Annotated in this window: 14 protein-coding genes; 9 read left to right on the top strand and 5 right to left on the bottom strand. The window is 69.6% G+C overall.

The window, feature by feature from the left end:
- Window positions 1-149: 149 nt before the first annotated feature.
- From WA670_RS33360 to WA670_RS33370, 3 genes are read right to left on the bottom strand one after another with little or no spacing between them, the layout of a single operon-like run.
- Complete coding sequence (locus tag WA670_RS33360) at window positions 150-953, bottom strand: alpha/beta fold hydrolase (protein ID WP_336160199.1); 804 nt, start codon at window positions 951-953, stop codon at window positions 150-152.
- Complete coding sequence (locus tag WA670_RS33365) at window positions 953-1,948, bottom strand: LLM class flavin-dependent oxidoreductase (protein ID WP_336160200.1); 996 nt, start codon at window positions 1,946-1,948, stop codon at window positions 953-955. Before WA670_RS33365 ends, WA670_RS33360 begins: the two co-directional genes overlap by 1 nt.
- 39 nt (window positions 1,949-1,987) lie before the next feature.
- Complete coding sequence (locus WA670_RS33370; protein WP_037811662.1) at window positions 1,988-4,111, bottom strand: HelD family protein; 2,124 nt, start codon at window positions 4,109-4,111, stop codon at window positions 1,988-1,990.
- A gap of 125 nt (window positions 4,112-4,236) precedes the next feature.
- Here WA670_RS33370 and rsmD point away from each other — a divergent pair, with 125 nt between their 5' ends.
- From rsmD to mutM, 9 genes are all read left to right on the top strand, one after another.
- Window positions 4,237-4,803 carry a 16S rRNA (guanine(966)-N(2))-methyltransferase RsmD gene (rsmD, locus tag WA670_RS33375; protein WP_199817561.1) on the top strand — a complete coding sequence of 189 codons (567 nt, stop codon included), beginning with the start codon at window positions 4,237-4,239 and terminating at the stop codon, window positions 4,801-4,803.
- A 52-nt stretch (window positions 4,804-4,855) separates the two neighbouring features.
- Complete coding sequence (coaD, locus tag WA670_RS33380; RefSeq protein ID WP_037811658.1) at window positions 4,856-5,338, top strand: pantetheine-phosphate adenylyltransferase; 483 nt, start codon at window positions 4,856-4,858, stop codon at window positions 5,336-5,338.
- 141 nt (window positions 5,339-5,479) lie between these two features.
- Window positions 5,480-6,199 (top strand): ribonuclease domain-containing protein, encoded by a 720-nt coding sequence (locus WA670_RS33385; protein ID WP_037811656.1) that lies wholly within the window; start codon window positions 5,480-5,482, stop codon window positions 6,197-6,199.
- Window positions 6,200-6,353: 154 nt separating this feature from the next.
- Complete coding sequence (locus tag WA670_RS33390) at window positions 6,354-7,079, top strand: DivIVA domain-containing protein (protein WP_037812104.1); 726 nt, start codon at window positions 6,354-6,356, stop codon at window positions 7,077-7,079.
- A 13-nt stretch (window positions 7,080-7,092) separates the two neighbouring features.
- Window positions 7,093-7,263, top strand: a complete 171-nt coding sequence (locus WA670_RS33395; RefSeq protein ID WP_439098582.1) for a hypothetical protein — start codon at window positions 7,093-7,095, stop codon at window positions 7,261-7,263.
- Window positions 7,264-7,410: 147 nt separating this feature from the next.
- On the top strand, window positions 7,411-8,028 hold the full coding sequence (locus tag WA670_RS33400; RefSeq protein WP_037811654.1) for a YceD family protein: 618 nt from the start codon (window positions 7,411-7,413) through the stop codon (window positions 8,026-8,028).
- Window positions 8,029-8,102: 74 nt separating this feature from the next.
- Window positions 8,103-8,285, top strand: coding sequence for a 50S ribosomal protein L32 (gene rpmF, locus WA670_RS33405; protein ID WP_009074209.1), 183 nt, complete (start codon window positions 8,103-8,105; stop codon window positions 8,283-8,285).
- 14 nt (window positions 8,286-8,299) lie between these two features.
- Window positions 8,300-9,040 (top strand): ribonuclease III, encoded by a 741-nt coding sequence (rnc, locus tag WA670_RS33410; RefSeq protein ID WP_182892148.1) that lies wholly within the window; start codon window positions 8,300-8,302, stop codon window positions 9,038-9,040.
- An 81-nt stretch (window positions 9,041-9,121) separates the two neighbouring features.
- On the top strand, window positions 9,122-9,982 hold the full coding sequence (gene mutM, locus WA670_RS33415; RefSeq protein WP_336160205.1) for a bifunctional DNA-formamidopyrimidine glycosylase/DNA-(apurinic or apyrimidinic site) lyase: 861 nt from the start codon (window positions 9,122-9,124) through the stop codon (window positions 9,980-9,982).
- 162 nt (window positions 9,983-10,144) lie between these two features.
- Here the strand turns inward: mutM and WA670_RS33420 are convergent, their stop codons facing one another.
- Entirely contained in the window at window positions 10,145-11,626 is a 1,482-nt protein-coding gene (locus WA670_RS33420) for a nitrilase-related carbon-nitrogen hydrolase (RefSeq protein WP_336160207.1), read from the bottom strand.
- A gap of 137 nt (window positions 11,627-11,763) precedes the next feature.
- Window positions 11,764-12,345 carry a TetR/AcrR family transcriptional regulator gene (locus WA670_RS33425; protein ID WP_336160209.1) on the bottom strand — a complete coding sequence of 194 codons (582 nt, stop codon included), beginning with the start codon at window positions 12,343-12,345 and terminating at the stop codon, window positions 11,764-11,766.
- Window positions 12,346-12,445: the final 100 nt, after the last annotated feature.

Genomic DNA, 12,445 nt, shown 5'->3' on the forward strand with positions numbered 1-12,445 from the left:
ACGAGGGCCTTGCCCGCAGACAAGAACTTGCCCCGTCATCCGGGGTCACGGCGCAGTAACCGCCGAATTCTTGTGCGGTTGTGACAACTGCCGGGAATGCGGTTGTCAGTGCCGGAAAATAAAAACCGGTGCGGCGGTTTCCGGGTATTTCAGCGGGCGAGCCAGCGGTGCAGCGAAGCGGTCAGCGCTTCGGGTGCGTCGAGTTGGATGAGGTGTCCGGCCGAACGGACCAATTCCAGTCCGGCGCCCGGGATCGCCCCGGCGAGCCGGTGTGCGCGATCGACCGGGATCCAGGTGTCCTCGGTGCCCCACACGACGAGCGTGGGCACGCTGACGTCGCGGTAGCGCGGCTCGATTTCGTCGGTGTACCGCTGATCGGCCTGCGCGATCTGCCGGTAAAAGGCGGCCTGCCCAGCTTCGCCGAGCCACGGTGCGACAAGCATCTCGTGCGCTTCGGCGGACAACGGACGATGCGCGGCGCCGGCGATGTACTCCCGCACCAGCGCCTCGTGCAGATTAGGCGGCAGTTGCGCGAACACGGCCGCGTTCTCCGCCACCAGACGGAAGAATTCCGAACCCCACGGGGCCAGCGCGACGACGTCCACCAGCGCCAGCGAGCGGTAAGCCGCTCCGTGCAACAGAAACGCGCGCAGGCTGACCGCGCCGCCGTAGTCGTGCGCCACCACGTCCGGCTCATCAAGGCCCCAGTGGTCCAGCAGCGCCGCGAACGTCTCGCCTTGCGCGGCCAGCGAGACGTCCTGTCCCTCGGCCATGGTGGAATTGCCGTAGCCCGGCATGTCCCACAGGTACACGGTGAAGTCCGCCGCGAACGTCGCCGCGATCGGCTCCCACAGCTTCGACGACCACGGCGTGCCGTGACAGAACACGAGCGGCGGCCCCGAACCCTGCCGGGACCACCGGACCTCCTGTTCGCGCCAGTCGAAGACCTCCATCAGCGCTTGAGGTCCGCGACGATCTCGTACGAACGCACCCGGTCCTCGTGCCCGTGCACCATCGTGGTGATCATCAGCTCGTTCGCGTCAGTGTCGGCCAGCAGCTGGTCCAGTCCCTTGCGGACGCTCTCCGGACCGCCGACGATGCTCGACCCGAACCGCTCGGCGAGGAACGCGCGGTCCATTTCGGTGTACGGGTACTCGGCGGCGTCCTCCGGCGTCGGCAGCGCGATCGGGCGGCCGCGGCGCAGGCTCAGGAAGGTCAGCCCGCTGGGCCCGGCCAGGTACTCCGCGCGCTCGTCGGTCTCGGCGGCGATCACCTGCACGCCCAGCATCACGTACGGCTCGGAAAGCACCTCGGACGGCTGGAAGTTCTCGCGGTACAGCCGCACCGCCGGCAGCGTGTTCTCGGCCGCGAAATGGTGCGCGAAGGAGAACGGCAGCCCGAGCCGTCCGGCCAGCTGCGCGCTGAAGCCGGACGAGCCGAGCAGCCACACCGGCGGCTTGTTGCCCTCGGCGGTGACCGCGTTGACGCCGCGCGCCGCGTCCGGCTCGAAGTAGCTGATCAGCTCCATCAGGTGCTCGGGGAAGTTCTCCGCGGACAGCCCGCCCGGCCCGCGCAGCGCGAGCGCGGTGCGCTGGTCGGTGCCCGGCGCGCGGCCGATGCCCAGGTCGATCCGGCCCGGGTGGAACGCCTCCAGCGTGCCGAACTGCTCGGCCACCACGAGCGGCGCGTGGTTCGGGAGCATGATCCCGCCGGACCCGACGCGGATGCTCGCGGTGGCGTCCGCGACGTGCCCGATCAGCACCGCCGTGGCCGAGCTCGCGATGCCCGGCATGTTGTGGTGCTCGGCGAGCCAGTACCGGTGATAGCCCAGCCGCTCGGCGTTGCGGGCGAGATCGAGGGTGTTGCGCAGCGCCTCGCCGACCCCCTTCCCTTCGGAAACGGGGGAGAGGTCGAGCACGGACAGCGGCACGTCAGGCAGGGAGGTCACGTACAGCCGTAACGCACGCGGCCGCGATTCCCTTCCCGCCTACGCGTGCGGCAGCCAATCCGGGTTCGAGGCGAGCACGATCAGCTGCTGGGTCGCGCGGGTGAGCGCGACGTACAGCACGCGCCGCCCGGTCGAGGACTCGGTGACCAGGTCCATCGGCTCGACCAGCACGACCGCGTCGTATTCGAGGCCCTTCGAATCGAGGGACCCGACGACCTTGAGCCGCTCGTCGGTCTGCCCGGCGAGCCAGCCTTCGACCTCTTCGACGCGGTCCATGGCGGTGATCACCCCGACCGTGCCCTCGACCGCGCCGAGCAGTTCCTTCGCCGCGGTCTGCGTCGCCGTCGCCAGCGCCGCCTGGTCGACCGGCCGGACTTCCGGCTCGATTCCGGTGGTGCGCACGGCCTTGGGCAGTTCGTCGGCCTGCGCGTGGCCTGCCACGACCTTCGCCGCCAGGTCGAAGATCTCCGCCGAGTTCCGGTAGTTCGTGCGGAGCGTGAAGCGCCGTCGCGTGGTCTTCACGCCGAACGCCTGGTCGCGCGCCTGCGCCGCCTCGTCCGGATCCGGCCACGAACTCTGCACCGGGTCGCCCACGACGGTCCAGCTCGCGTACTTGCCGCGACGGCCGATCATCCGCCACTGCATCGGCGAAAGGTCCTGAGATTCGTCGACGACCACGTGCGAGTACTCGTCGTAGTGCTCCGGACGGTGCGGCGCGCCGCCGGAACTGCCGCGCTCCGGGGCCACCTCGACGACGGTCTGGCGACGGCGGCGCTTCGGCTCCGGACCGACCAGCACGCGCAGCTCGTCCAGCAACGCGACGTCGGCGACCGACCAGCCGCGCGAACGGTCCGCGAAATCGGCCGACAGCAGGCTGATCTCGGTGCGGTTCAAGATGCCCTTCGACGCGGCGGCCATCCGCTTCTCGTTGCCCAGCCACTTGAGCACCTGCGCTGGGTACAGCACCGGCCACCACACCACCAGGAACCGGTGGAAGTCGATGCGCTCGCCGAGATCGTTGATCAGCTCCGCGCGGTCGATCTCCTTGCCGTCCGCCTTCGCGTACTCCTCGGCCTTGTCCGCCAACGCGGCCAGCAACAGCTCTGCCACGCGTACGCGCGACCGGTTCGGCGGCGCGCCCTGCGTGTGCGCCTTGCGCCGTACCTTCTCCAACTCGCGCGCGGTGAGCTTCAGTACTTCGCCGCGATAGACGATCTTCAACTCCGTCGGCGCTTCGGGCGGGGTGTCGCGCAACGCGCGCAGAAGCACCTTTCGCATGCGAAGCGAACCCTTGATCGCGGCCAGCGCGGCTGTGTCCTGTCGCGTCGCTTCGAGACCGTCGAGGACTTCGCCGAGCGCGCGCAGCTCTACGTTCGTTTCGCCCATCGACGGCAACACCCGCGAGATGTACGTGGTGAAGACGCCCGAAGGGCCGATCACGAGAACGCCCGCGCCGCCGAGCTGACGGCGGTGCCGGTACAGCAGGTACGCGGCACGGTGCAGCGCGACGGCCGTCTTGCCGGTGCCCGGACCGCCGGTGATCTCGGTGACACCGCGCCACGGCGCCCGGATGACGTCGTCCTGTTCCTTCTGGATCGTGGCCACGATGTCGCGCATCTTCTCGCCGCGCGAGCGGCCGAGCGCGGCCATCAGCGCGCCCTCGCCGACGATCTGCATGTCCTCGGGGACGGCGTCGGCGATCAGCACGTCGTCGTCCACGTCCAGCACCGTCTGCCCGGAGCAGCGGATCACCCGGCGGCGCACGACGTCCATCGGCTCTTCGGCGGTGGCCTGGTAGAACGCGGCGGCGGCGGGCGCGCGCCAGTCGGTGACCAGGTTGTCGAACTCGGTGTCGCGGATCCCGAGCCGGCCCACGTAGATGTGCTCGCGGTCGAGGTGGTCGAGCCTGCCGAAGACCAGTCCCTCGTACTCGGCGTCGAGCGTCTGCAGGGTCTGGTTCGCGTGGTAGACCATCATGTCGCGCTCGAACAGCATCGACGCCTGCTCGAAGATCGCTTCGCGCTGTGCTCCCTGGCCCAGCTCGTAGCCCTTGGCCCGCATCGCCTCGGCCTGGGTCCGCAGCTCGGCGAGCCGCGTGTAAACCCGGTCGACGTGTGCCTGCTCGACGGCGATCTCAGCCCGTCTCACCCGGGGTTCCGACACGCAACGCTCCCTTGAACTCCATCAACGCGCCTCTGAAGGGCGAAGGACGACTCTACGCGCCCGCGCGCGCGGGTTCGGCAAGTCCTGCCCAACGCCACATCGCGACCTTGGGCGAAGATGGCCGGGTGACGAGGATCGTGGCGGGGAAGGCGGGCGGGCGGCGGCTGAAGGTGCCGCCCAAAGGCACCCGCCCGACGTCGGAGCGGGTGCGGGAAGCACTGTTCAACGCCCTCGAAGTGGCCGGTGAGCTGGACGGAGCCCGCGTGCTCGACCTCTACGCCGGCTCGGGCGCGCTCGGTCTCGAAGCGCTTTCGCGCGGCGCTGCGGACGCGTGGTTCGTGGAAGCCGACCGCCGGGCCGCAGACGTGCTTCGCGGCAACGTCGCCGAGTTGCGGCTGGGCGGCACGGTGCGAGCCGGGCAAGTGGAGACAGTGGTCGCCGCGCCTGCGACGGTGCAGTTCGACGTGGTGCTGGCAGATCCGCCGTACGCGGTCGACGCTGCTTCGCTGGGCACAGTGCTCGCTTCGCTACACAGTGGCGGCTGGCTCACCGAAGGCGCGTTGGCAGTGATCGAACGCGCAGCGCGCGACGGTGCTCCGGACTGGCCGTCGACCTTCAAGCCGCTTCGCGACAAGCGCTACGGCGACACGGCGCTGTACTGGGCTGAGTACGACAGCTCATCTGAGGTGTGACGCAGTCGTCACGAGAGCGCGCGCGACGGCGGGGCTTGATAGCGTCCGCGCCATGCGGCGTGCGGTCTGTCCCGGCTCTTACGATCCGGCCACCAACGGACATCTCGACATCATCGAGCGGGCTTCGGCGCTCTTCGACGAGGTTGTCGTCGCCGTGGGGGTGAACAAGAGCAAGAAGGGCCTCTTCAGCGTCGAGGAACGCATGGAGATCCTGCGCGAGATCACCGCGAAACTGCCGAACGTGCGCGTCGATTCGTGGCAGGGCCTGCTCGTGGACTACTGCCGCGAGAACGACATCGCCGCGGTCGCGAAGGGCCTGCGCTCGGTCAGTGACTTCGACTACGAGCTGCAGATGGCCCAGATGAACCGCGAGCTCACCGGCCTCGAAACGCTGCTGATGGCCAACAACCCGGCGTACGGCTTCGTGTCCAGCTCGCTGGTCAAGGAGATCGCGGCGCTCGGCGGCGACATCGAGAACCTGGTGCCGCCGGTGGTCTACGAACGCCTCGTCGCGGTCTACGCCAAGCGGGACTGAGCACCGCGTCCGGCCGGAAGGCCAGTCCAGCGGCCGATTTAGCCTGAACGGATTACTGCCTTCGTCGGGACTTCGGCCGCGGCCCGAAGCTGTTCACCTCGCGTCATTCTGCAGACCACCCGTCCGGGTTACCGTCCGAAAATGACCAACAACCGCAGCCGCATAGTCGGTGTCCTTTTCGCACTGCTGGTCGGTTTCCTGGGGTTCGGCACGGCCGCGGAGGCCGTCCCGCTGTCCCCGGCGGCTCCGGCGTCCGTGCAGCCGAAGCAGAACTCCTGCGGGGATCTGTCCGGCTTCACGCACGTCAAGCTGTCGGCGCTGCCCGCGCAGGCGACTGACACCTACAAGCTCATCCAGACGAACGGGCCGTTCCCGTACCCGAAGAACGACGGCGTCGTCTTCACCAACCGGGAGGGGATCCTGCCCTCCTGCGCGTCGAGCTACTACCACGAGTACACCGTGCCCACGCCCGGTTCGAGCAACCGCGGCACCCGCCGGATCGTGACCGGCCAGGGCGGCGAGTACTTCTACACCGGCGACCACTACGAGTCCTTCCAGGTCATCGACATCGACGGCGGCAGCACGCCGACGAAGTGCGGCGACCTGTCGAAGCTGAGCCCGGTCGGCTACTCGACGCTGTCCGCCGACGCCAAGAAGGTCGTCGACGGCGTCCGCGAGGGCACCCTCAACGACGGCACGACCTACGAAAACCGCGAGGGCGTCCTGCCCGCGTGCGACGCCGGCTACTACACGCTGTACGACGTCGGCTCGGAAGACCGCGTGATCTCCGGCAAGGGCGGCGAGCTCGTCTACACGCCGGACCACTACGCCACCTTCAAGAAGATCGATCTCAACAGCTGACGCTGGTTCGGGAGGGGCGGTCTCACCGACGAGTGAGGCCGCCCCTTCCCGTGCGCACCAGGACACGCCCGGTCGGGTGCTCGTTCACCGGTTCAGGCTGCGAAGCGGGCAGACTGGAAGCCAGTGATCGGGGAAACTGCTTGAGGGAGTGGCCGTGTACCGGGTTTTCGAGGCACTCGACGAGCTCGTCACGATCGTCGAAGAGGCCCGTGGGGTTCCCATGACGTCCAGCTGCGTGGTGCCCCGCGGCGACGTCCTCGAGCTGCTCGACGACGTCCGCGACGCGCTTCCCGGCGAAGTGGACGACGCGCAGGACGTGCTCGACAAGCGCGACGACCTGCTGCTGGCCGCGCGCAAAGAGGCGGGGGAGACCGTCTCGAGCGCGAACGAGGAAGCCGAGCGGACGGTGTCGGACGCCACGTCCGAGGCGGAGCGCATCCTCGCCGACGCGCGCGCCCGCGCCGAGCAGATGCTGGGCGACGCGCACAACGAGGCCGAGCGCATGGTCGCGGGCGGGCAGGCCGAGTACCAGAACCTCACCGAACGGTCCCGCGCCGAATCCGAGCGGATGATCCAGGCCGGCCGCGACGCCTACGACCGCGCGATCGAGGACGCCCGTGCCGAACAGGCCCGGCTCGTCTCGCAGACCGAGGTCGTGCAGGCCGCGCACGCCGAGTCCGCGCGGATCGTCGACGAGGCGCACGCCGAAGCCGACCGCCAGCGCGCCGATTGCGACGCGTACGTGGACGGCAAGCTGGCGGAGTTCTCCGAGCTGCTGGCGACCACGCTGCGCACCGTCGACTCGGGCCGTAACCACCTGCGCTCGCCCTCGACCGGCCATGGCGGCGGTCGCTCGACGCTGTACGACTACCAGGTCTGACTCGCGGCGGCGCTTGGCGCGACCGGCCGCGCACTGCGACGCGTACGTGGACGGCAAACTGGCCGAGTTCTCCGAGTTGCTGGCCACCACGCTGCGCACCGTCGACTCGGGCCGCAACCACTTGCGCTCGCCCTCGACCGGCCATGGCGGGGGGCGCTCGACGTTGTACGACTACCAGGTCTGACCCGCGGTGGCGCTTGGCGGAACCGGCTGAATGCGCGCCCGGCGGGGTGAGCCTTGCAGGTGCGGATGCCGGTCGGAACCGGCTTCACCGCGCACTAGCCCCGGCCAGCTCTAACGAGGTTGCGGGCGCTGCGTACGCTGGTAGGCGATGTCCGAAAACCCTGCCCAGAACCCCCGCCCCGCGCAGCTCGACGACCGCAGCCCGTGGGTGGTCGACACCCGTGAGCTCGGCCGCCGCGCGGGACTCAGCCGGGAGTTGCGCCGCAGCGCGCCCGTGCCGACCTCGCTCGGCGTCCCCGGCGTGCTCGAAATCCGCGAAGGCGAGCCGGTCGAGCTCGACCTGATGCTCGAATCCGTCGTCGAGGGCGTCCTCGTCACCGGCACCGCCTCGGCGGTCGCCACCGGCGAGTGCTCGCGCTGCCTCGACCCGGTCACCGAGGACGTCGAGGTCGACCTCACCGAGCTGTTCGCCTACCCGGGCTCGGCCACCGAGGAGACCACCGACGAGGACGAGATCCCCCGCCTGGTCGACGACCGGATCGACCTCGAGCCGACCGTCCGCGACGCCGTGGTGCTGGCGCTCCCGCTCGCCCCGCTGTGCCGCGAGGACTGCCCGGGTCTGTGCATCGAATGCGGCGTCAAGTGGGCCGATCTCGAGCCCGGACACGGGCATGAGAAGATAGATCCTCGGTGGGCCGCGCTGGTCGAGCGATTCGACGAGAACGCGGGCGAAAAGCCTGCGCACGGCTCCGGAGAGCAAGCCTGACGAGCGTCCAGCTCGATCCGGGAGAAGTAAGTTCGCTCGCATCCGCGAGCAGACCGTTTGAAGGAGATCTACTCGTGGCCGTCCCGAAGCGGAAGATGTCGCGATCCAACACGCGCTCCCGCCGCAGCCAGTGGAAGGCGGCTCCGGTTCAGCTGGTGCCCTGCTCCAACCGCGCCTGCCGCCAGCCGAAAATCCAGCACGTCGCTTGCCCGGCTTGCGGCCAGCACAACGGCCGCCAGGTCGTCGAGCCCGCCTGAGCGGGCAGCCGACCATGGGGGGTAAGCCCGTCGGAGGACCCGCGGCCGATCCCGCATCGTTGCTCGAGGCGCTCGGGGTCGTTCTCGACCCCGAGCTGCTCCGTCTTTCGCTCACGCACCGCTCGTATGCGTACGAGCACGGCGGCCTGCCGCCGAACGAGCGACTGGAGTTCCTCGGAGACGCGGTGCTCGGCCTCGTCGTCACCGACCACCTCTACACCACCCACCCCGACCTGCCCGAGGGTCAGCTCGCGAAGCTGCGCGCCAGCGTCGTCAACATGCACGCGCTGGCCGGCGTCGCGCGCGGGCTCGGCGAGGGCGGGCTCGGGGCGCATCTGCTGCTGGGCAAGGGCGAAGAGCTCACCGGCGGCCGGGACAAGGCGAGCATCCTCGCCGACGGTCTCGAAGCCGTCATCGGCGCCACGTACCTCGCGCACGGCATCGAGGTCGCGCGCAAGCTCGTGCACCACCTCTTCGACGGGTTGCTGGCCGAGGCTCCGCTGCGCGGGGCAGGCCTCGACTGGAAGACCAGCCTGCAGGAGCTGACCGCCTCCGGGGGACTCGGCGTGCCCGAGTACCGCGTCGAGGACAGCGGTCCCGACCACCGCAAGGAATTCACCGCCACCGTGCTGGTGGCTGGCCGTGCGCTGGGCGAAGGCAACGGCACCACGAAGAAGGAAGCCGAGCAGAAGGCCGCGGAGACCGCCTGGCGGGCCCTGTCGGAGGAACTCGGCACGGGCGACGACGCGAGCTGACGCGTCGCACTCTTCCCGGGGCCGGTCGACCTAGGTCGACCGGCCCCGTTTTTTGTCGGTGGTGCCGGGCAGAATGAGCGCATGCCCGAACTACCCGAGGTCGAGACCGTCCGCGCCGGTCTCGAAGCGCACGTCGCCGGCCGTACCGTCCGGGCCGTCGAGGTGCTGCACGACCGCGCCATCCGGCGGCACGCCCAGGGAGCCGCCGACTTCACCGGACGGCTCGCCGGAGTCACGATCGAAGCCGCCCGGCGGCGCGGCAAATACCTGTGGCTGGAACTGTCCGACGGCGAGGCGGTGCTGGCGCATCTCGGCATGAGCGGCCAGATGCTGGTGCAGCCCGAGGACGCGCCGGACGAGAAACACCTGCGCGTCCGGGTCCGGTTCGCCGACGACGGACCGGAACTGCGGTTCGTCGACCAGCGCACGTTCGGCGGGCTGGCGCTGGACGAACTGGTCGAGGTCGACGGCGACAGCCTGCCCGGCACAATCGCGCACATCGCCCGGGACCCGATGGACCCGAAGTTCGATCCGGAGGCGGCGGTGCGCGCACTGCGCTCGCGGCGGACCGAGGTGAAGCGTGCGCTGCTGGACCAGACGTTGGTGTCCGGGGTGGGCAACATCTATGCGGACGAGGCGTTGTGGCGGGCCAAGCTGCATTGGTCCCGGCCGACCGAGAAACTCACTGCCGCGCAAGGGCGAACGCTGTTGTCCGCGGCCAGCGACGTGATGTCGGCGGCGTTGCTTGTGGGCGGGACGTCGTTTGACGCGCTTTATGTGAATGTGAACGGACAGTCTGGGTATTTCGAGCGCTCGCTCGATGCGTACGGCCAGGAAGGGATGCCGTGCCGTCGGTGCGGGTCGCCGATCCGGAGGGAGCCGTTCATGAACCGGTCGTCGTTCTCGTGCCCGCGGTGTCAGCGGCGGGCTCGGGTCGCTTAGCCGCGCGGAGGCGGGTGAAGGCCAAGTCAGCAAGGGTTGTCGCGCGTGTGGGCTCTGCGAACCGGTCGCCGAAGCGGGTGTGGAGTGTCCCGCCGGTGCGGGGACGTCGGTGGCCGCCGGTGCGGGCCTAGTCGAGGACGCGGGCGTAGCTGTCGGGCAGCGTCAGGCTTCCGGTCGCGTCGCGGTGTCAGCGGTGGGCGCGGGCCGCTTAGCAGCGCGGAGTCGGGCGAAGACCAAGCCCGCAACGGTCATCGCCAGTGCGAGCCAAGCGAACCAGTCGCCGAAGCGGGTGTAGAAGGTCTGGCCAGGACCCGCCGGGACGTCGGTGGTGACTGACGTGAACGGGGCTGGGCCGCCGGTGCGGGCTTCGCCCAGGACGCGGCCGTAGCCGTCGGACAGCATCAGGCTGCCGTTCGCGTCGGAGAGGGCTATCGACTGTCCGCTTTCGACACCTCGGAGCAGCGCGTTGCGGGTGTGCTCCCAGCCGCCCTCGTCGTTGGTGCCCGGCGGGACCGCCAGTTCCGCGGGGATGGCGAGGATCCGCGAACCGGCGGCGGCGTAGTCGCGACTGGGGGAGGGGAACGTCGTGTCGCCGCAGATCACCAAGCCGGTCGGGACCTTCGCTCCGGGGACGAACACCAGGTCCCGGCCGGGCGGGCTCACCAGGTCGTGGTGCTTCAGGTAGCGAGCGGGTGCCGAGCCGTCGGCGGGGAAGGCCAGTGCGTAGTCGTAGTTGTGCTTGCCGGGACGGTCGTAGTACTCGAAGCCGACCACGATCGCCGCACCACGGGCCTTGGCCGCGCGTCGCATCGGCTCGACCAGTGCGGCGGGCCATTCTTCTTCGGCGCTGAAAGCGGCTTCCGGCAAGACAACGAGTTGCACGCCGTCGGGCATGGCGGAGATCTGGTCGATGTACTCCTGCACCAGAGCGCGGCCGCGAGCGGTGCCGAGTTCAGGACCCCAGTGGTAGCCGGCGTTTTGCGTGATCGCGGCCATCCGCACCGTCGGGCCGCCTGTGCCGGAAAGTCGTAGGGCGCCGCCGCCGAGGGACAGCGCCACGATGGCTGCCGCGACAACACCGGTGCGCAGCCGGGAAGCGCCGGGTGCGCACATCGCGGCGACCGCACAGGCGGGCAGCAGCACCAAAAACTCGACGCCCCACATTCCGGCCCACGACGCGGTTTGCAGTACGAGGGGCGCGTCGCCTTGGTCGTTGGCGAGGGAACCCATCATTCCCATCGGGTTCAAGGTCGCGATCAGGTACAGGAGGGCAGTCCACGCCGCGGGGGCGGCCAGGCTGGCCAGCAGCGCCCGGCGGCGGCGCGCCAAGGCCCAGAAAAGCCAGACCGCGAACGTGAACACCAGCGACGTCCCGACATCGATGGCGGCGCCGAACGGCCACAGCGGTTCGTCGCCGGAATGTGCTTGGTAGGCCCACATATTCGCGGTGCCGAGCAGGAAAGCGCCGAACGCGGTGCCCGCGGCGGTCCATCCGCCGACGCGGGTTGCCAGCAGCAGCACCGGAAACGGCGCGAGCCAGGTCAACACGGCGATCGGCGCGAGGCCGGTGCCGAAGTAGAAGAGCACCGCCGAAGACAGGAGTGCGGCTGGGATTTGCCAGCGGGCGTGAGGTTTTGAGGTCATCGGAGGCCCTTCGGGGGCTCCGATGGCCGAGGTTGCGCGGCCTGGATCTCCTGGCGGGCGTGAGATTTTGAAGTCATCGGAGACCCTCCGGGAACTCTGTTGGCATAGGTCGCGCGGTCCGGATCTCTCGGCGGGCATTACGTTCTGAGGCCATCGAAAATCCTCCGGGAAGTACGCCAGCACAGTGCGCGGAACTCGGGTTCCGCCACCCCCATCCGGCCGGCGAGGTAGTGCAGCACCATGCCTTGCGTCTGCGTGCTCACGGTCAGCGCGGCTTCGAGCGGATCGTCCTCGCGCAGGACGCCGTCGCGCATGCCTTCTTCGATCAAGCGCACCAGCGCGGTGAACGGCGGCGATCCGGGCTCGCGGAAACCGTCCGGGTACAGCCGGGCTTGGGCGCCGTCGTCGGTCATCAGGAAGCGGTACAGGTGCGGTTGGCCGAGTGCGAAATCCAGAAACCGGGCCAGCAGCGCGTCGAAGCGGTCGAACCAGTCGCCGTCCGGGGCCGGGTCTTTCCATGCCGCGCCCAGTTCGCGGCCGGTGGCGTCGGCGACCGCGCGCAGCAGGACCTCTCGGTTCTCGTAATGCCGGTAGATCGCCATCGCGGTGACTCCGGCGGCTTCGGCGACCCGGCGCATGCTGACCGCCGCCGCGCCCTCGGCGGCGATGATCTCGCGCGCCGCCGACGCGAGCCGTTCGGCTGTCGGGATCTCGACCATGTCTACACTGTAGACCACGAGGTCTACGCTGTATACCCGACCGTTTGTCTCCCGCTGACCTGGCCGGATGGGCAGCGATACCGCCGGATGGCCGCTCGCC

The organism is Amycolatopsis sp. VC5-11 (assembly GCF_037034185.1).
Classification (GTDB): Bacteria; Actinomycetota; Actinomycetes; order Mycobacteriales; family Pseudonocardiaceae; genus Amycolatopsis; species Amycolatopsis nivea.